General features: G+C 63.5%; 16 protein-coding genes and 3 pseudogenes. 11 read left to right on the top strand and 8 right to left on the bottom strand.

The window, feature by feature from the left end:
• Positions 1-67: 67 nt before the first annotated feature.
• Together ACODNH_RS17225 and ACODNH_RS17230 are read right to left on the bottom strand one after the other, a co-directional pair.
• The gene (locus ACODNH_RS17225) at positions 68-1,423 is read right to left on the bottom strand and encodes a D-aminoacyl-tRNA deacylase (protein ID WP_306706372.1); all 1,356 of its coding nucleotides are present in this window, start codon (positions 1,421-1,423) and stop codon (positions 68-70) included.
• Positions 1,423-2,784: a sodium:calcium antiporter gene (locus ACODNH_RS17230; RefSeq protein WP_306707485.1), complete on the bottom strand. Its 1,362-nt coding sequence runs from the start codon at positions 2,782-2,784 to the stop codon at positions 1,423-1,425. The genes ACODNH_RS17225 and ACODNH_RS17230 overlap by 1 nt, the downstream gene beginning before the upstream one ends.
• A gap of 133 nt (positions 2,785-2,917) precedes the next feature.
• Between ACODNH_RS17230 and ACODNH_RS17235 the strand changes: the two are divergent.
• The 6 genes and pseudogenes from ACODNH_RS17235 to ACODNH_RS17260 all read left to right on the top strand — a co-directional run bounded on the left by ACODNH_RS17235 (position 2,918) and on the right by ACODNH_RS17260 (position 7,994).
• Positions 2,918-3,716 (top strand): annotated as a pseudogene (locus tag ACODNH_RS17235) (shikimate dehydrogenase).
• Positions 3,717-3,766: 50 nt separating this feature from the next.
• Entirely contained in the window at positions 3,767-4,366 is a 600-nt protein-coding gene (locus tag ACODNH_RS17240; protein ID WP_306706376.1) for a helix-hairpin-helix domain-containing protein, read from the top strand.
• Positions 4,367-4,436: 70 nt separating this feature from the next.
• Positions 4,437-5,907 (top strand): annotated as a pseudogene (pabB, locus tag ACODNH_RS17245) (aminodeoxychorismate synthase, component I).
• Positions 5,904-6,629: an anthranilate synthase component II gene (locus ACODNH_RS17250; RefSeq protein WP_306706381.1), complete on the top strand. Its 726-nt coding sequence runs from the start codon at positions 5,904-5,906 to the stop codon at positions 6,627-6,629. The pseudogene pabB and the gene ACODNH_RS17250 overlap by 4 nt, the downstream one beginning before the upstream one ends.
• Positions 6,614-7,486: an aminotransferase class IV gene (locus ACODNH_RS17255; protein WP_306706383.1), complete on the top strand. Its 873-nt coding sequence runs from the start codon at positions 6,614-6,616 to the stop codon at positions 7,484-7,486. The genes ACODNH_RS17250 and ACODNH_RS17255 overlap by 16 nt, the downstream gene beginning before the upstream one ends.
• 91 nt (positions 7,487-7,577) lie before the next feature.
• Complete coding sequence (locus ACODNH_RS17260; RefSeq protein ID WP_306706386.1) at positions 7,578-7,994, top strand: Rieske (2Fe-2S) protein; 417 nt, start codon at positions 7,578-7,580, stop codon at positions 7,992-7,994.
• Positions 7,995-8,031: 37 nt separating this feature from the next.
• Here the strand turns inward: ACODNH_RS17260 and ACODNH_RS17265 are convergent, their stop codons facing one another.
• Positions 8,032-8,322 (bottom strand): transcriptional regulator, encoded by a 291-nt coding sequence (locus ACODNH_RS17265; protein WP_004592932.1) that lies wholly within the window; start codon positions 8,320-8,322, stop codon positions 8,032-8,034.
• Positions 8,323-8,453: 131 nt separating this feature from the next.
• On the opposite strand from ACODNH_RS17265, the gene ACODNH_RS17270 reads away from it, so the two are divergent.
• Positions 8,454-9,320 carry a universal stress protein gene (locus ACODNH_RS17270; protein ID WP_434530649.1) on the top strand — a complete coding sequence of 289 codons (867 nt, stop codon included), beginning with the start codon at positions 8,454-8,456 and terminating at the stop codon, positions 9,318-9,320.
• Positions 9,321-9,389: 69 nt separating this feature from the next.
• On the opposite strand, the pseudogene ACODNH_RS17275 reads toward ACODNH_RS17270, so the two are convergent.
• A pseudogene (locus ACODNH_RS17275) lies at positions 9,390-10,024 on the bottom strand (FAD-dependent oxidoreductase).
• A gap of 205 nt (positions 10,025-10,229) precedes the next feature.
• Here ACODNH_RS17275 and ACODNH_RS17280 point away from each other — a divergent pair.
• The 4 genes from ACODNH_RS17280 to ACODNH_RS17295 all read left to right on the top strand — a co-directional run bounded on the left by ACODNH_RS17280 (position 10,230) and on the right by ACODNH_RS17295 (position 15,367).
• Positions 10,230-11,990 (top strand): 2-oxoacid:acceptor oxidoreductase subunit alpha, encoded by a 1,761-nt coding sequence (locus ACODNH_RS17280; RefSeq protein WP_306706395.1) that lies wholly within the window; start codon positions 10,230-10,232, stop codon positions 11,988-11,990.
• Positions 11,987-12,850, top strand: coding sequence for a 2-oxoacid:ferredoxin oxidoreductase subunit beta (locus ACODNH_RS17285; RefSeq protein WP_306706397.1), 864 nt, complete (start codon positions 11,987-11,989; stop codon positions 12,848-12,850). The genes ACODNH_RS17280 and ACODNH_RS17285 overlap by 4 nt, the downstream gene beginning before the upstream one ends.
• Before the next feature lie 248 nt (positions 12,851-13,098).
• On the top strand, positions 13,099-13,893 hold the full coding sequence (locus ACODNH_RS17290) for a class I SAM-dependent methyltransferase (protein WP_306706399.1): 795 nt from the start codon (positions 13,099-13,101) through the stop codon (positions 13,891-13,893).
• 103 nt (positions 13,894-13,996) lie between these two features.
• Positions 13,997-15,367 (top strand): cryptochrome/photolyase family protein, encoded by a 1,371-nt coding sequence (locus ACODNH_RS17295; RefSeq protein WP_306706401.1) that lies wholly within the window; start codon positions 13,997-13,999, stop codon positions 15,365-15,367.
• A 29-nt stretch (positions 15,368-15,396) separates the two neighbouring features.
• On the opposite strand, the gene ACODNH_RS17300 is transcribed toward ACODNH_RS17295, so the two are convergent.
• The 4 genes from ACODNH_RS17300 to ACODNH_RS17315 all read right to left on the bottom strand — a co-directional run bounded on the left by ACODNH_RS17300 (position 15,397) and on the right by ACODNH_RS17315 (position 17,957).
• A complete protein-coding gene (locus tag ACODNH_RS17300; RefSeq protein WP_306706403.1) occupies positions 15,397-15,606 on the bottom strand; it encodes a TOBE domain-containing protein in 210 nt (69 codons plus the stop codon).
• An 86-nt stretch (positions 15,607-15,692) separates the two neighbouring features.
• Positions 15,693-16,175 carry a metal-dependent hydrolase gene (locus ACODNH_RS17305; RefSeq protein ID WP_306706405.1) on the bottom strand — a complete coding sequence of 161 codons (483 nt, stop codon included), beginning with the start codon at positions 16,173-16,175 and terminating at the stop codon, positions 15,693-15,695.
• Entirely contained in the window at positions 16,175-16,723 is a 549-nt protein-coding gene (locus ACODNH_RS17310; protein ID WP_306706407.1) for a hypothetical protein, read from the bottom strand. Before ACODNH_RS17310 ends, ACODNH_RS17305 begins: the two co-directional genes overlap by 1 nt.
• Before the next feature lie 64 nt (positions 16,724-16,787).
• Positions 16,788-17,957 (bottom strand): hypothetical protein, encoded by a 1,170-nt coding sequence (locus ACODNH_RS17315; protein WP_306706410.1) that lies wholly within the window; start codon positions 17,955-17,957, stop codon positions 16,788-16,790.
• Positions 17,958-17,989 lie beyond the last annotated feature (32 nt).

Genomic DNA, 17,989 nt, shown 5'->3' on the forward strand with positions numbered 1-17,989 from the left:
TTTCCCCCTGTGTCTGACGCTCGTCTGACGTATTGAGTGCCAGCTTCGGCGGCTAACGCGCCAGTGTTCACAACGTATATCGACGTATACGCTCGCGCTGGAACCGCTTCGGGTTGATCTCTTCGCCATCGATTTCGACCGATTCGCCCGAGGCGAGTTTCCCGAACTTCGGTCCTTCAGGGATATCAGCAGTTCGCGCGAGGTCCGGATCGAACGCTGTCTCGCGGGCAATGAGTTCGTCCGCGTTTCGCTCGACGCTGTCGAAGCGCCGTTCGAGAATTTCGACGAGCGGGTCGACGACCGCTTCTAGCTCCGTCATCGCTGGACAGACAATCGGTCCGGTGAGCACGGTGCCGTTTTGCTCGGTCGCGTACGCGATAGACTGGCGGTCGATAGTCTCACGCAATGCCGCACTATCGATGCCGCGCACGTCCGAGATCAGTTCGTCCGGGAGGTCGAGTACGGTCCACTCGCCATCGTATCCGGGTGCGAGCTCCCCGAACCTGAGCCCGTCGTCGACCGGCCGGACAGCGTCTTCCAGCGTCTCGACGAGGCCAAGGTCGACACCGGTCGTCTCCTGAACGAACGTCTCGCTGACGACGCGGTAGCCCAGCGACTCGATGGCAGCCGTGAGGTCCGGCCGGTCGCCCTCCATGAGGGCGTAGTCGGCCGCGCTGGCCCGGAAGGCGCGGTCGAGAACGGTGTCGTGCTCCTCGTCGCTGTCGGCCCACTCCGCCAGCGCGTCTAACGACCAGTTGGCGGCAAGGTGGCCGACCGCCCAGTCCGTCTCACGGACGACCCGCTCGAACCGCGGGGCGTAGTGGCCGCCGCCGACGCCGAGGAGGTGGCGGCGCGTCCCGTTCTCACGTGGCCTGTCAGCCGGTTCGTCGGCGAGGTCCAGTATCGCTCTGGCGGCGGCTTCGGCGGCGTCAGGGTCCTCCCACTGTGGCTCCGCGCTGCCGACTTCGACGAACATCGACGGGACGCCGACGTCTGTCGGGCCGTGGTGCGTACACTCCATCCCAACCTCGTAGTCCGGCGGGGCGTGGCGCTGGAGCGCTGACACCACGGCCTTGTGAGCACCGGGACAGGCGCGGGCGAACTGCCCGTCTTCGCCGCCGTACTCCGCGACGCCGAAGTTCCCAGTGTGGTGAGCCGTCAGGAGTTCGTCCGTCTCGCCGGCGTGTTTTGAAGCGAACACCAGCAGGTCTAGATCGTCAAACGCCGCCGCGACGTTTTCGATGTCCAAATGTAACGCCTCGAACTCGCGGAGTTCGACGCTGTCTGTTCGGTACACCGTGCCGCCGCCCTCGGAAGCGGGTCGCGTCTCGTCGACGCTTGGCTCCCAGCCCCGCAGGGTGCGAAGGTGCTCCCCGATGTGAGTCGACGCCGCGTCGGCATGTGAGACAACGATTCCAAGCATCAATCGGCGTTCTCCAGATGGACTGGTTCACGGCCCATCGCGGACCGGACAGCGTCACCGGCCAGTCCGAATAGATGTTTCAGCGCCTTGCGGCGCTGGACGAACAGTCCCACACCGAGGGCGACGTAGAGGCCCGTATACGCCAGCAGGAGGTCGTGACTCGATATCGGCACAGCGATGAGGTCCCTGATGATGACGAACTCTAGGACCACCTGTGATATGAACAGCGCGAACAGTCCGACTGCTTCGCGGATACTGATCTCGAAGTTGACCAGAATGGCGAGCGCGAAGAAGGACTGGGCCGCTGTAATCCAGATCTCCGCGCCCTGTCTGGCGTCGAACGGCAGGACACCGTACCCGCCGAGCGCGATTGAGTACACCACCGCGATGGTCCCGATGAGCAGCGTCCACTGATTGAGTTTCGAGGAGATGAGGGCGTTGAACCCGGCGGTCGACCGGGCTTTGTTGACCAGCACGGCGACGACGATGAGTTCGGGTGACTCACTGGCCAGCGGAGCAACCCACTGGATCATGAAGAACTCGGGGATGCCGTTCGCGACGCCGATCTCTTCGAGGCCGTGGGCGAACGGCTCGACTGCAGTGAATATCATCGCGCCAGAGTAGCCAAACAGCACTAGGACGACGAGCGGCCGCCACGGCAGCGACCACTCCTGGAAGTACTTTGGCACGCCCACAGTGTGCTCGCTGTGTTCGATGTCGGACTTGAGCACGAGGCCGATGTACGCGACGTAGAGGCCGACCAGGAACAGCGTATCGAGGATACCGATACCGCCGCCAAGAGGGACGAGAAACGCCCACAGCGTCGCCAGAAAGAGGAAAGAAATCTCGGTTGCGATGTCGGTGTCAAGCTGGACGGCGTCTTTCAGGAAGCCATCGCGTTTCGTGACTGCGGGGTCCCGCGTCTTTGCGGCGCGCCAGACGGTGAACACAGCGATGCCCGCCCAGCCGATGCCGATGAGGATGCGGTTCGCGCCGGTCATGTTCGCAATCGCGAGGTTTGCGTCGTGACAGGCGCGAGCAAGCCCCCCGGTCGCGGACTCGATTTCTGCCGCCGTGAACTGGCGACAGGCTTCCGTTGTCGCACCACCAGCCCCGGCGTTCCAGGCGTACAGCGCGTCGACGGCGTACTCGGGAGCCACGGCGAGGATAGCGAGAACAGCGATAGCGAACGCCCTCGGTACGTCTTTCTCGGCGGTTTCAGCGCCCCAGGCCAGGAGGAACGACGCCCCGAGGACGGCGAGCCCACTGACTGCGACGGTGGTCACGTTCCCGACCTCGATGCCGGAAATGAATAAGTAAATCCAGCCGACAGTCAGGGCCAGCGCGACTGCGACTTGCATCAGTGGATGGCGAAAACGACTCACTGTCGGAAGTGTGGCTGGGTTCGGCTGAAAAGCTTGCGAAAGTGTCGGCCCGAGGCCGTGCTTCCCACAGAGCGTGGCGTTGATACGACCGGGGCGCGCTGGCGTTGATATGGACGTTTACGGACTCATCGGCAACCCGGTCGGGCACTCGCTATCGCCGCCGATGCACGAGGCAGGCTACGAGGCACTGGGACTTGCTGCACGCTACGTCACGTTCGAACCACCAGCGGACTCTGGTACCAAAGCCATCGAAGCGGCAGAGACGCTCGGAGTCGACGGCCTCAACGTCACGATTCCGTTCAAGCAGGACGTGCTCAGACGCCGTTAACCCCGCGCCGCTCGCCGAGCGCATTGGTGCGGTCAACACTGTCGCCTTTGACGGCGGGACACCGACGGGCTACAACACCGACGCGATCGGTGCAGTCCGAGCGCTGGACCACCACGACGTGTCGCTGTCGGGCACGGCGGTCGTCGTCGGGGCCGGCGGTGCGGGGCGAGCGGTCGCGTTCGGCCTCGCCGATGAGGGACTGTCGGTGCGGGTCGCAAACCGTACCGAGTCAAAAGCCGACGCACTCGCCGACGAGGTCCCGGACGCGTCCGGCCATGGGCTCGAATCGCTCTCCGGCCTGCTTGCGGACGCCGACATCCTCGTCAACTGTACCAGCGTTGGGATGGAGGAAGACGAGACGCCGGTTCCCACCGACGCGCTACACAGCGGCCTCGCGGTGCTCGATGCGGTGTACACGCCGATCGAGACCCGCCTGCTACAGGACGCGGCGGCCGCTGGCGCGACGACTGTTGACGGCGCGTGGATGCTCCTGTATCAGGGGGTTGAGGCGTTTGAACGTTGGACTGGCGAGGACGCGCCCGTGGGCAGGATGAACGACCAGTTGCGCGAACACCTGTAGCGGAGCGGTCACCAGCAAGAGATTTGTGTGGGGGATAAATACGTTCACGTATGGGTCTGCTTCAGAAATTGAAATCCGCCCTCGGGCTTGACGGGACTGGGTCATCCACGTCGGGAACCAATCGCGACGTGGACGTGACCGTCGAGCGAGAGCCCTCTACTGAAGACGAAGACGCTGTGAAAGGGACGAACACCGCGACGACTACCGAGACCCACACATCTGATACCGCGGCTGGGGACGGTACTGAATCAGGGGATGGGAGTGCGACACCTGCTCAGACAGACGAATCGGAAACTGCCGCGTCACCGGCCACCACCGACGACGAATCGGCATCTGCGACCGATAATTCCTCCACAGACACCGAGCCAGAAACGGCGGCCAACGACGAAGCCAGCGACTCGGCGGCCACCGCTGACGAGGACCCGGCCGAGGCTGACGACGAAGACGCAGCCGGGACCGAGGACGAGGGAAGTACTGCCCCCGTCACGGACATCAAGGGAATCGGCCCCGCCTACGCCGACCGACTCGCGGATATTGGTATCGAGACAGTGGGCGAACTGGCCGCTGCGGATGCAGCAGACATCGCCGCGGACACCGACCTCTCAGAGAGCCGTGTTTCGGGCTGGATCGAGCGGGCCGAAGACTTCTAAGACCACTGGCGGTCCATCTTTTTGCGCCGAACCGCAAGGGAATTAGTCGCCGCACTGTTTTCGTTCGGTAATGCCAACGGTCGAAACCGACCGGACTACGTTCACCGACCTCGCAGCCGACGCGCCCGCAGAGGCGCGCGTCCCTGTCGAGGTTCGAGTGGACGTTGATGACCCGTTTCTCGCCTACCGCCGGGCGCGCGATGAGACCGGCGGCGTGTATCTGGCGACCACCGGCGGCCAGTCTGGGTGGGGCTACTTCGGGACCGCTCCGGCGGACTTCCGCGAAGTCGACCCGAGAGCGGGTGACACCCTCGCCGCACTGACTGAGTTTCTCGACGGCGAACAGCTGGTTCGCGGTGACTGCGACATACCGTATCCCTGCGGGGCCGTCGGGTGGCTCTCATACGACGTGGCACGGGAACTGGAGTCCCTGCCCGACAGTGCCGACGCCGACCGTGCGCTCCCGAACTTACAGATAGCTCGATACGACCGCTTCGCCGCCTGGGAGGAACCCCGCGGTGAGTCGGTGACGCTGCGCGTGACAGCCTGTCCGCGGGTCGGTGATTTCGAGACACCCGAACTCAGCCTACGAGTTCGGCAAGCAACATGCCCTTGACCTCGCACGGGCGGCCGTGCAGGGCGACCCTGCCGTCGAGGACCCGCCGGTTGAGGCCGACGAAGCGACCTTCGAGAGTGACTGCACGCGCGAGTCGTTTGCTAATCGGGTCCAAACAGTCAAGCAGTCCATCCGCGAGGGCGACACGTTCCAGGCGAACGTCTCACAACGCCTCCGCGCACCCGCCGCAGTCCACCCGGTCGAGGCCTTCGACGCACTTCGAACTGTGAACCCTGCACCGTACTCCGCACTGCTTGAGTTCCCCGGCGTCGACCTCGTCAGTGCCAGTCCAGAACTCCTCTTGCACCGTGACGGCGACCGGATCGAGACCGAACCCATCGCCGGTACCAGGCCGCGTGGCGAGACGCCTGAGGCCGACGACCGACTGGAGGGGGACCTGCTCGACGACGAGAAGGAACGGGCCGAGCACGCGATGCTCGTCGACCTGGAACGCAACGACCTCGGGAAAGTGAGCAAATTCGGGAGCGTCGAGGTGTCGGACTACCGCCGCGTCGACCGCTACTCAGAGGTGATGCACCTCGTTTCTGTCGTCGAAGGCCGACTCCGTGACGGCGCGTCGCTGCAGGACGCCATTGCCGCGGTGTTCCCCGGCGGCACCATCACGGGTGCGCCCAAACCCCGGACGATGGAGATTATCGACGAGGTCGAGGCCACGCGACGGGGACCGTACACCGGCTCTATCGGCCTGTTCGGCTTCGACGGCCGGGCGACGCTGAACATCGTTATCAGAACGCTGGTTCGGTACGCTGAGGAGTACCACCTCCGCGTCGGTGCCGGCGTGGTCCACGATTCGGACCCCGACAGCGAGTATCAGGAGACGCTGGACAAGGGCCGCGCGCTCGTCAACGCCGTTGACGAGGCGCTGGGGCGGCGCGTCGACCTAGCGATGGAGGAACAGCAATGAGTGGTCCCCATGCCGGCAACACCGGCGATGGGAGTGGCCCGGCGGACTCGCTGGCTCCGACCGTGCTGGTCATCGACAACTACGATTCCTTCGCGTACAACCTCGTCCAGTACGTCGGCGAGGTGGTCCTCCGCCTCGGCGGGACTGAGGACGATGTCATCGTCCGGCGCAACGACGCCATTGATGTCGAAGGTATCCAGGAGATGGACCCCGACGGCATCGTCGTCTCGCCGGGGCCGGGGACGCCCGAGGAGGCGGGCGTCTCGATGCCGACATTCGAAGAGTTGGAGTACCCGACGCTGGGAGTCTGTCTCGGCCACCAGGCGCTGTGTGCGGCCAATGGTGCACCAGTCGGCCACGCCGAGGCGGTCGTCCACGGCAAATCTTCGTCGGTTACCCACGACGGTACTGGTGTGTTCGAAGATATTCCGGACTCGTTCGACGTCGGTCGCTACCACTCGCTGGCGGTCGACCGCGAGCACCTCCCCGACGTGCTGACCGAGACAGCGTACACCGTCAGTGACGAGGACGCTGGAGCCGCTACGGTACCGGAGTCAGCCGACGCTGCCACTGCCGACGGCACTGACGAGTCGCAGGTCGTCATGGGCGTCCGCCACAACGACCGCCCGCATATCGGCGTCCAGTTCCATCCCGAAAGCATCCTGACCGACCACGGAAAGACCATGATCGAGAACTTCTGCCTGCTATGCAATACCACGTAAACGGAACGCTCGTCCCCGAGGACGAGGCGACGGTATCGGTGCGCGACCGCGGGTTCATGTACGGCGACGCGGCGTTCGAGACGCTTCGGGCCTACGGCGGCGAGCCGTTCCGGTGGGACGCCCACCGCGACCGCCTCCGGCGGACGGCCGAGACGCTGGGCTTCGCCGACGCCGTGCCCGGTGACCTCCGGGAGCGCGTTGACGAGACGCTCACGGCTAACGATCTGGAGGAGGCGTACGTCCGGCTATCTGTCACGCGGGGCGTCCAGCCCGGAAAGCTGACGCCAGGGAGCGACGTTGACCCCACAGTCGTCGTCATTTGTAAGGGACTGCCACGGGGCGGCCTTGACGGCGAGCGTGTCTGGGACGAACCGGCGTCGGTCCAGACGATCAGGACCCGGCGGATTCCCAGCGAGGCCGTCCCGGCGGACGCGAAGACGCACAACTATCTCAACGGGATTCTCGGGCGGCTGGAACTCCGGAAAGCCGCCGCCGGCGGCGAACCAGCCGACGAGTGTCTCATCCGGGACACGGATGGGAATCTGGCCGAAGGAGCGACGAGCAACCTCTTTTTCGTCACGGACAACGGTCTCCGGACACCGAGTACGGACCTCGACCTGCTACCGGGCGTTACCCGCGACGTGGTGATGGACATCGCCCGAGGCGAGGATTTCCCCGTCGAAACCGGCCACTACTCGCTCGATGCCCTGCGCGACGCCGATGAGGCGTTTCTCACTAACTCGACGTGGGAGATCCGCCCCATTGCGACCGTCGACGGCATCTCCGTGGGAAGCGGACCGATGACAAAGCTCCTCCAGCGGCTGTTCGACGAGCGAATCGAGGAGCGACACTACTGAGGCCGACTCGGTCCTAGCGTCGTCCCTTCGATACGAGAATAGGGCCGGGACCGGCGGTTTGAAACGCCTTACTTCCTTACCTGTGTGTAGTATGGACGAGGACAGCCGTATCGTCGCGCTGGAAGAGGTACCTGATGACGGAACGTTTCTGTTCACTGTTCGCGACGGGTTCGACACGAAGGAAGCGATTATTGTCGAGTTGTCCGACGCGGTCGTCGCGTTCGAGAACTACTGTCCACACTGGACAGATGTCCGACTGGACAAAGGCAGTGGGGCGACGGTTCGCAATGGGCAACTCGTGTGTGAGAAACACGGGGCGACGTTCGAATCCGATTCGGGGCTGTGTAACTACGGCCCCTGCGAGGGGGCGGTGCTGGAGGAAGTCGCTATCACTACCGAGGACGGTGACGTCTACCTGACCGACGAGCGCTATGAGTTCGAAAATCAGGGGCCGTCCGGCGACCACGACCTCTCGTCGCGCGGTCGCATCGGCTTCTCCGGGAACTGAGCGCACAGAACCGATGCCGCTGGGAGTCGTTCTCCTGTCAGCTGATCCGGTACGCCGGCTCCGAGACGGCCTCGCATTTGCACTCTGGGCATCGACTCGGTCGGTTCGTCAGGTCATCAAAGTCCGTGAAGCCGCACTCCTCGCACTCGGGTGGAGCAACGAGGAGCTGTTCGTCGGTCGATTCCAGAGATTTCGAGATATGCTCTACGTGCGTGAGCGCGTCGCTGGTCTGTATTTCGAACTCGTTCGCGATTGTCCCGGCGGCCATCGCTTCGTCGCGTAGTTGGTCAGCGATGCGCTGGCGCGTCGTCCGACTTGCCTCGCGCATGGGAGAAGTTGGCATCCGATTGTTATAGGCTTTGTTCTGTTCTTGTGGCACCACCGTCGCCGTCTCCCGGCCAGTTCCTCCATCCGCCACGATACTTTATCACCGGCGGCGGTGAACAGCGACACCAACCGATGTTCGATAGTATCCTCGTGCCGACCGACGGAAGTCCCGGTTCCGAGCGCGCGTTTGAGGCCGCCGCGACGCTTGCAAGCACTCACGACGCCACTGTCCACGTCCTCTCTGTCGTTGATGAGCACGGACCGACGGACGACTGGGACTACGACGGCGACTCCCCGGCGGAAGCCTTCATCGAGTCCCAGGCCGACCACGTCGACACCGAGGATCTGTCTGTTACCCCCGCCGTCCGCGAAGGAGTCGTTCATGACGCGATTCTCGACTACGCCGACGAGACCGGTATCGATCTCATTGTCATGGGAACGCACGGCCGAACCGGCGTCCGGCGGTTCCTCCTCGGTAGCGTTACGGAAAAGGTCGTCCGCCTCGCCGACGTGCCAGTCCTTTCTGTCAAAGCCGACGCGGAGCCGGGAACCGTCTCATTCGACGACATTCTGCTCCCAACTGATGGCAGTAGCGGCGCGGAGGCAGCTATCGAACCGACGGGCACACTCGCAAGCGCAACCGATGCCACTGTTCGTCTCGTTTCGGTCGTGGACACGCGGTCGCTCGGTGTCGATGTCGGGTCAAGCGTTATCGTTGACGAACTGGAGTCGGTCGCGACGGATGCTGTCGAGGATGCATCTGACCGACTCTCGAAGCTGGGAGTCGAAACCGTTGAGACAGCAATCACACAGGGCGTCCCGTATCGGGCCATCCTCGACGCTATTGAGGAAGCTGATGCCGACCTCGTCGTCATCGGAACTCACGGCCGCACCGGCATCGACCGCTACCTACTGGGCAGCGTTGCCGAAAAACTGGTCCGAGCCTCGCCGGTCCCGGTGATGACCGTTCGAGCGTCGGACGCCGGTGAGGAGCAATAATACCGCTACTCAGCGGTCTATCGTAGGGAGCCAGCCGATAAGACAGCGCCCGAACGGCACTCGACTGACCTATCCGAAGTTTTCGACCTTCGCGTCGTCAGTGTTGACCCCAGCAGCTTCCAGCGCTTCCGTGGCGGCGTCGAGGAAGTCCGCGAAGCCGTAAATGAACACCTGCCCGCCGTCCTCGACGGCGTCGGCGACTGGCTCGGTCAGGGACTCCTCGCTGCCGATGACCGCGACGAGCGCCCCGGCATCGGCGAGCGCGTCCAGCCGCTCCTCGTGGACCGGTGCATCGTCCTGATACACGACTGCGGCCTCGTTGCCGTCGTCCAGCGCGCGCTCGGCGATACCCACGGCTGGACCGACACCGGGACCACCGGCGAGGACGACAGCGCGACTTTCGCCTTCGTAATAATCCGACCCGAACGGCCCGGCGATGCGGACACCGTCGCCCGCTTCGAGCGCGCCGAGCTGGGGGCTAGCTCGCCGTCGGGGTCGATACCGACGGTAATCTCCAACGCTTCATCGACCGTCGGCGAGGAGATTGTGTAGAACCGCGAGATATCCTCCCCGTCGACGCCCAGCGTCAGCTTGACAAACTGACCGGGCTGTGCGTCGAAGGTGTCCGGTGTCTCGAAGTCGATCGCCACGGTGTCCGGCCCGACATCTCGGACGGCAACCACGTCGAGGACTTGTTCATCCATACCTGAGAGTTGCCGTGACTGGGCAAGGGGGTTACGGTCGCGGAGTTTCCCGTCCGGCAGATCTTATTGCCGCTATTTTCTAACATACGGGTGATTATGCCGCTTTTCACTCGAAACTACCCCGGTATTCACTCGAAGACGAGTAGTGCGCGCGCGGGCGGTTACGGAAGGCTTTTCCTACCACGCTGGCTACCCGAGGGATATAATGCCAGAGGACCTGAACTGGGCCATCGGCGGCGAAGCCGGCGATGGAATCGACTCCACCGGGAAGATTTTCGCGCAGGCACTCTCTCGGGCTGGTCGACACGTTTTCACCTCAAAGGACTTCGCCTCCCGCATCCGTGGCGGGTACACTGCCTACAAGGTACGGACGTCAGTCGACCGCGTCGAGAGTGTCGTCGACCGCCTCGACATCCTGATCGCACTCACAGAGCGCACCATCCACGAGAACGAGGACGAACTCCACGAGGATTCCGTCATCATCTACGACGGCGAGCGCTCGACGATGCAGGACGTGGAAGTTCCCGGCGACGCGACGGCACTCGAAGTACCGCTGAAACGGCTCGCAGAGGACGCGGGTGGGGCCATCATGCTTAACGTCGTCGCCCTCGGTGCGGCGTGTGAGGTCACCGGCTTCCCAATCGAGAATCTCGACGAAAGCCTCGAAAAGCGCTTCGGCGACAAGGGCGAGGCCATCGTCGAGAACAACAAGGAAGCCGCCCGGAAGGGGCAGCACTACGTCCAAGAGGAGTTCGGCGAGTTCGACTACAACATGGAGACCACGGACGAGGACTACGTGCTCCTCAACGGCGACGAGGCCATCGGCATGGGCGCTATCGCCGCCGGCTGTCGCTTCTACGCCGGCTACCCCATCACACCGGCGACGGACGTGATGGAGTACATGACCGGCCGCGTCGATCAGTTCGGCGGGAAGGTCGTCCAGGCCGAGGACGAACTGTCGGCCATCAACATGGCTCTCGGTGCGGCGCGCGCGGGGGCCCGAGCCATGACCGCCACATCCGGTCCGGGTATCGACCTGATGACCGAGACGTTCGGGCTTGTCGCCACCAGCGAGACGCCGCTGGTCATCTGTGACGTGATGCGCTCCGGTCCGTCGACCGGGATGCCGACCAAACAGGAGCAGGGCGACCTCAACATGACGCTGTACGGCGGCCACGGCGAGATTCCGCGGTTCGTCGTCGCCCCGACGACCGTCTCGGAGTGTTTCTGGAAGACTGTCGAGGCGTTCAACCTCGCCGAAAAGTACCAGACGCCGGTCTTCCTCGTCTCGGACCTCGCAATGGCCGTGACGGAACAGACCTTCTCGCCCGAGACCTTCGATATGGATGAGGTCGAAATCGACCGCGGGAAAGTCGTCGACGAGAACGAGATTGACGCCTGGCTGGACGAGAAGGGCCGCTTCCAGGCCCACTTCGCGGCCGCAGACGGCGTCTCACCGCGTGCGTTCCCCGGCACGACCGACGGCGCGCACATGACGACCGGCCTCGAACACGACGAACTCGGTCGCCGGACCGAGGACACGGACGTGCGTATCGAGCAGGTCGACAAGCGCCAGCGGAAAGTCGAGACCGCCCGCGAGCAGGAGGACTTCGACTACCGCGAATTCGGCGACCCCGACGCCGACACGCTCGTCATCTCCTGGGGCTCCAACGAAGGCGCCCTGCGCGAGGGGCTGACGCTGCTGGAAGAGGACGGCTACGACGTTCGGTTCCTCTCGGTGCCGTACATCTTCCCGCGTCCGGACCTCTCCGAAGAGATCGAAGCCGCAGAAGACGTCATCGTCGTCGAGTGTAACGCCACCGGCCAGTTCGCGGACGTCATCGAACACGACGTCCTCGAACGGGTACAGCGCATCAACAAGTACAACGGCGTGCGGTTCAAAGCAGACGAACTGGCAACCGAGATCAAGCAAACGCTTGCCACACCTCGGGAGGCAACACAATGAGCTCCGACGTTCGCTTCACAGACTTCAAATCCGACAAGCAACCGACCTGGTGTCCCGGCTGCGGTGACTTCGGGACGATGAACGGCATGATGAAGGCACTGGCAGAGACGGGCAACGACCCCGACAATACCTTCATCGTCGCCGGTATCGGCTGTTCCGGTAAGATCGGGACGTACATGCACAGCTACGCGCTCCACGGCGTCCACGGCCGCGCCCTGCCGGTGGGCATCGGCGTGAAGATGGCCAACCCGGACCTCGAAGTGATGGTCTCGGGCGGTGACGGTGACGGGTACTCCATCGGTGCCGGCCACTTCATCCACGCAGTGCGACGCAACGTCGACATGAGCTACGTCGTGATGGACAACCGTATTTACGGGCTGACGAAGGGGCAGGCCTCGCCGACCTCGCGCGAGGACTTCGAAACCTCGACCTCGCCTGACGGGCCGAACCAGCCGCCGGTCAATCCGAAGGCGCTGGCGCTGGCCTCCGGTGCGACGTTCATCGCGCAGTCGTTCTCCTCGAACGCACAGCGACACGCCGAAATCGTCCAGAAGGCCGTCGAACACGACGGCTTCGGCTTCGTGAACGTCTACTCGCCGTGTGTGACGTTCAACGACGTGGACACCTACGATTACTTCCGCGATGCCATCGTGGACCTCGACGAGTCCGACCACGACCCGTCGGACCGCGACCAGGCCAAGGACAAGATCCTCGAAAGCGAGAAAGAGTACATGGGCGTCCTATATCAGGACGAGGACTCCGTTCCCTTCGAGGAGCGTGAGGGCGTCGAGGGCTCGATGGCCGAGATTCCGGACGGCGCGCCCGAGGGCGCGATGGACCTCGTCCGCGAGTTCTACTAAGTACCTTTTTGCGCCTCGGGTACGCTTCGCGCACCACTCGGCGCAAAAATCTACGGTAAAAAGGCCGGAATCGAGGCTGCAGCCTCGATTCCGGTGAAACGGCGGCCTGCGGTCGCCGTATACTACCTGCGCTTCTATTGACTGCCCGGACGGGCCGTTTTTAGTAATGAATCCCGGCAGCGAGTTGTGGCGAATGTAACTCTGCTGAATGGTTTTATTTATGACAGCTGACTGAGGACTGTACGAAGATGGGTGACACGCTCAACTACGACGAGGCGGAAGCCCGGCAGGAGGAAGCGATATACAGAACACCGGCCGCAGCGGCGCGTCGGGAGCGAGTCCGGGACCTGCTCGCACCTGACCCAGGCGACACCGTTCTTTCTATTGGCTGTGGACCGGGCTTCGAGCCGGCGGAGATCGGCTGGGCGGTCGGCAATGCGGGACACGTCCACGGTATCGACCGGAGCAAGTCGATGCTTGAACTCGCCCGGGAACGCTGTGCCCCGCTCCCGCAGGTGACCGTGTCACTGGGAGGCGCTGGCAACCTTCCAGTGGCTGACGAATCGGTCGACGCGGCCGTTGCGGTGCAGGTGTTCGAGTACCTCGAAACACCTGCGTCGGCAGTTGCAGAACTGGCCCGTGTCCTGCGACCCGGCGGGTCCGCTGTCGTCTGTGACGCGGACTTTTCGTCGCTTGTCTGGCGCAGTCCAGATCCCGAGCGAATGGCCCGCGTCCTCAAGGCGTTTGACGACCACTGCCCGCAGCCACGGCTCGGCTCCCGTCTGGCCCCGGTTCTCCGTGAGGCTGGGCTGACAGTCGACCGGGTCGAACCGAACACCATCGTCAACAGTCGGCTCGAAGCGGGGACGTTCGCGTATCATCTCATGCAGTTCATCGAGGACTATGCAGCTGGCCATGGAGCCATCGGGCGGATGGCGGCACAGGCCTGGGCGGACGACCTACGGGAGCAGGAGGTCGCCGGAGAGACGTTTTTCAGTTTCACACAGTACTGCTATCTTGTTCGCAAACCTTCGCCGCGGTAGGTTGGCAATATGTGGGAGACAAAGCGCCCGGTATCGTGACTCTCGTTCGCACACACAATAGAATCGGGTTTGGACCCATATGCCGGTATCCCTAACAGATAGTATGCATGTTTTCTGGCACCAGCGGGACCTTCGGATACCGGACAACCGGGGGCTGACTGCTGCCGCCGCAGACGACGAAGTACTGTCGGTGTACGTTCTCGACACGGACCTGCTGGCAAACGTTGGGAAGCGGCAACGAGCATTCCTGCTGGCCGGTGTCCGAGCGCTGAAACAGGCGTATCGGGACCACGGCGGGGACCTGCTCGTCAGGAAGGGGAGCGCCGTTGAGGTGCTCTCAGACGTCGTCGAGGAGTACGACGCCGACCGGGTGTACTACAACAAGCATTACCGGCCCGTGCGGCGGAACCGCCAGCGGCGGGTCGACAAAGCGCTCCCGACGAAATCGCTGACTGACCTCGTGCTCGTTGACCCGGCAGGGCTCGATAGTCAGTACGAGAACCACAGCTGCTTCTATGACGACTGGCAGGCTCACCACAAGCTACCGCCGGTCGGCAGTCCGGACTCGGATTCACTCGTCGACGTGTCGGACCCGACGACAGCGCCGACCATTGAGACAGATATCGACTTACCCACGCCCGGCTACGAGGGCGCACGGCAGCGGTACGACGACTTCCTCACCGGCGGCATCGAGACGTACAACGACACCCGGGATGATATGCGGGCCGCCGTCGAGCGGCCGACCAGCGCCATCTCACGGATGTCCCCGTACCTCGCGGCGGGGATGATCGGCATCCGCGAGATGTGGCGCGATGCGTCCGACCGACATACCGAAGCCACCGGCGACGCCCAGCGGAACATCCAGAAGTACCGCTACGAGCTTTCGTGGCGCGAACAGAGCTACCACCTGCTGTACCACAACCCGACACTGCTGTCGGAGAACTACAAGTCGTTCCCAAACCACATTCAGTGGGAAAACGACGAAGACAACTTCGAGGCCTGGAAGCGCGGCGAGACGGGGTATCCGCTCGTTGACGCCGGTATGCGCCAGCTCGAACAGGAGGGATACATCCACAACCGGCCGCGCCAGAACGTTGCGTCCTTCCTCACGAAGCATCTCCTCGTCGACTGGCGCGAGGGGGCGCGGCATTTCCGGAAGCGACTGATCGACCACGACCCAGCTAACAACGCCGCCAGCTGGCAATGGACGGCCTCGACCGGGACAGACTCAGTGGACGTGCGGATCTTCGACCCAGTCGCACAGATGAGCAAGTACGACAGTGGGGCGGACTACGTTACGGAGTACGTGCCGGAACTTCGTGACGTTCCGGCGGACAAGATCGTCGACTGGCCGACGCTCTCAGACGGCGAACGCAAGGAACTGGCCCCGGACTACTACCACCCAATCGTCGACCGGAACGCCGCCTACGAGCGAGCACAGCGCGTGTTCGAGACGGCGCTTGGGAAGCGGTAAGCGGGTCGAGCGCGTCGCCGACGCCGTTTTCAGTCCTTGTTGACCATCACTTCGCTGGCCTTGATTACCGCCGACACCTCGTCGCCTTCGGCGAGGTTGAGCCGGTCGGCTGACCCCCGTGTAATCGTCGACGTGACTGTCTCGCCACCGTCCAGTTCGATGACAACCTCAGCCATTACTTCATCCATCGTTACTGAGCGAATCGTTCTGTTGAGATTGTTCCGGGCACTGAGTGCCATACAAACCAGTTAGGAATATAATACTAATACAGTTGTCATCCCGGGAAGTATGGCCACAGGACTGGCAAGTGGACCGATCCGTATAGTCACGAGCGGGCCGCGAACAGCCACGCTGCCACCGCGACAGCCCCAGTGACGCCGGTGAGCCAGATGTCCGTACTCAGATAGAGCCCCGGCGTGGGCGGGTGGTACTGTGTCAGGGGCCACAGCACTTCGTACGACCGCCCAGAGGCCTTCAGCAGAAGCGAATCGGCAAACAGGTGACTGGCCGCTCCGAGCGACAGCAGACCGAACACGCGCCGTCGGTCGGCGCGGTTCACGACCACTACCCCTACGAGGACGGCGACGAACGCGCCACCGAGCGTGTGGACGCCCATCCAGTCAAACGGGGTGTCCAGCACCGCCTCGACGGCCGCAGCATCTACAAGAATCATGATCTTCGCCATATCCGGAATGAACGCGCCCGCCATACCCACAGTGACATACTCCCCAGTGAGCCAGTCGTACCGTAGCGACAGGAGGGTACAGATGGTGAACGCGATGAAAGCGTGCGAAAGCAGGTCCGGCATCAGGTACGCACCTCCTGCACCCGTGTGCGGAGCGTCTGTATCGGCCGGAGTGGTTCCTCACGCCGGCACAGTGCCCCCGTTTGCCAGTTCAGCCGCCAGCCACAGACTAGCCGTCCGAGGGTCCACAGGCCGGCGATGGCAGAGACGAGGTACATCGCAGTGTAATTTGTCGCGGGCACGCTCACGCTGTTCTCCGCGGTGATGGTCCGGTCTGAGCCGAGCGTCCCGTACACCTGCAGCGATTCGCCTTCGGCGACAGCTCTGTCGATGTTCTGGACCGTAACCGTGAGCGTGCCGCTGTGGTACTCACCATTGGCAGCGTACTCGTACTCGACGGCGATCTCGACCGGCTCGGTCCCAGTCACCGCGCCAGTCACCTGAACAGATTCGCCAACGTGAGTGTCGGGATGCTGGGCCATCGCATTTCCATCGGGGTAGTCACCCAGTGCCGGAGTGGGCGTGGTCGCCCCCAGTCCGACCATGAGTGCAAACAGCACAGCCAGCAGTCCACAGATAGCGACGACCCTACCCACCCACGAATGGAGCATTCAAATCTCGGTGCGGGCGGCGGGATATAAACTCTGGTGCTTGGTGTCGATGTCGCCCGTGTGCCTACTCAGGCTTGCCAGGCAGGACATCCGGGTCGCCGGAGCGGTAGATGTACTCGACAGCGACGCCGGTCAGCGGCGAGTCGGCGGCCGTCGCATACGACTTCGCGAGATCAAGGTACTGTTCGGTCACATCGACGACGCGTCGATAGGCGGCTTCGTCGTCGGGCGCGAGCAGGTACTCGGCGGTGACAGGCGTCAGTTGCCCCTCAGCGCGGTCGTCGTCGTAGTCGTCCACGTCGTCGAGCCACACCTGCGCGCCGATGATGGCGAGGACGATGGCCTTCGCGAACTCATCGTCGATATCGAGGCCGGCGAGCCGATAGAGGTCAAGCATCCCGTCGTAGAGGACGCCCACGCGAGCGTACTGGGTCTTGCTGTAGGGGAGTCCCTTCTCTGTCTCGGTGAGGGTCGCTGGCTCCTCGTCGTACTCAGCAAATTTGTATGCTTCGCGGATATCAGTCAGGGCATCGGCATCACCGTCCTCGGCTGCAGTCATCAGCTCCCGGAAGTAGTCGTCGCGGTTCTGGTGCGCTTCGCTGTAGTCGACGGCCCACTGGTACGCGTTCTCGACAACAGGCGGCATATCTTCCAACAGGCCGTCGAGGTGGGACTGTAGCGCGGACTGGGCGACCTCGGCGACGCGGCGGCGGTCGGCTTCACTCGCGTCAAAGTCAACCTCGAAATCCTCGAACTCGTCGTCGTTGATCGCGTCGCGCATGTCGCCATCGATGAGTGCCTCGATGGAGAGGCGAGTCATCTGCTCCGCGCGGACGACCATCTCGCGGGGCGCAAGGTCCTGTGCTGGCCCCTGTTCCAGCGCCGTCTCGTCGACGGTCGGCACGCCGTCGGCGATAGCATCGATGACAGGATCGCCGGGTGCCTGCTGACGGGCATTGCGGTAGATGTAGCCCAGCGTCAGCTGTGCTGGCAGGATAAGCTTCGTGTCGTAGGAGAACTCGACCGGCCAGCCGAACTCGTCTTCGAGGGCGTCCTCGATGCGGTCGGTTACGTCGTCGACCATCGCCTCGGTGCGGTCGTCGATCTCAGATTTCAGCGAGAGACTGCCGGCGTCGAACACGCCGGTGTCCGCATAGTATCCCAGCACCGCCCGTAGCGCCGTTGGCAGTCGCCGCCTGTCAGCGAGCACGCCCGCGCCTGTCTTGAGAACCATTGTATGTCGCCCCGGGTGTTCCCGTCATGGTA

The sequence above is a fragment of the Haloarcula sp. NS06 genome, from assembly GCF_051122755.1.
Taxonomy (GTDB): Archaea; Halobacteriota; Halobacteria; order Halobacteriales; family Haloarculaceae; genus Haloarcula.

Bases quoted from the DNA above. Each gene is read 5' to 3' on its own strand.
- ACODNH_RS17225 (WP_306706372.1), bottom strand. From the start codon at position 1,423: ATGCTTGGAATCGTTGTCTCACATGCCGACGCGGCGTCGACTCACATC.
- ACODNH_RS17315 (WP_306706410.1), bottom strand. From the start codon at position 17,957: ATGGTTCTCAAGACAGGCGCGGGCGTGCTCGCTGACAGGCGGCGACTG.
- ACODNH_RS17260 (WP_306706386.1), top strand. From the start codon at position 7,578: ATGGACGAGGACAGCCGTATCGTCGCGCTGGAAGAGGTACCTGATGAC.
- ACODNH_RS17285 (WP_306706397.1), top strand. From the start codon at position 11,987: ATGAGCTCCGACGTTCGCTTCACAGACTTCAAATCCGACAAGCAACCG.
- ACODNH_RS17270 (WP_434530649.1), top strand. From the start codon at position 8,454: ATGTTCGATAGTATCCTCGTGCCGACCGACGGAAGTCCCGGTTCCGAG.
- ACODNH_RS17240 (WP_306706376.1), top strand. From the start codon at position 3,767: ATGGGTCTGCTTCAGAAATTGAAATCCGCCCTCGGGCTTGACGGGACT.
- ACODNH_RS17300 (WP_306706403.1), bottom strand. From the start codon at position 15,606: ATGGCACTCAGTGCCCGGAACAATCTCAACAGAACGATTCGCTCAGTA.
- ACODNH_RS17290 (WP_306706399.1), top strand. From the start codon at position 13,099: ATGGGTGACACGCTCAACTACGACGAGGCGGAAGCCCGGCAGGAGGAA.
- ACODNH_RS17295 (WP_306706401.1), top strand. From the start codon at position 13,997: ATGCATGTTTTCTGGCACCAGCGGGACCTTCGGATACCGGACAACCGG.
- ACODNH_RS17310 (WP_306706407.1), bottom strand. From the start codon at position 16,723: ATGCTCCATTCGTGGGTGGGTAGGGTCGTCGCTATCTGTGGACTGCTG.
- ACODNH_RS17230 (WP_306707485.1), bottom strand. From the start codon at position 2,784: ATGCAAGTCGCAGTCGCGCTGGCCCTGACTGTCGGCTGGATTTACTTA.
- ACODNH_RS17265 (WP_004592932.1), bottom strand. From the start codon at position 8,322: ATGCGCGAGGCAAGTCGGACGACGCGCCAGCGCATCGCTGACCAACTA.
- ACODNH_RS17280 (WP_306706395.1), top strand. From the start codon at position 10,230: ATGCCAGAGGACCTGAACTGGGCCATCGGCGGCGAAGCCGGCGATGGA.
- ACODNH_RS17250 (WP_306706381.1), top strand. From the start codon at position 5,904: ATGAGTGGTCCCCATGCCGGCAACACCGGCGATGGGAGTGGCCCGGCG.
- ACODNH_RS17305 (WP_306706405.1), bottom strand. From the start codon at position 16,175: ATGCCGGACCTGCTTTCGCACGCTTTCATCGCGTTCACCATCTGTACC.
- ACODNH_RS17255 (WP_306706383.1), top strand. From the start codon at position 6,614: ATGCAATACCACGTAAACGGAACGCTCGTCCCCGAGGACGAGGCGACG.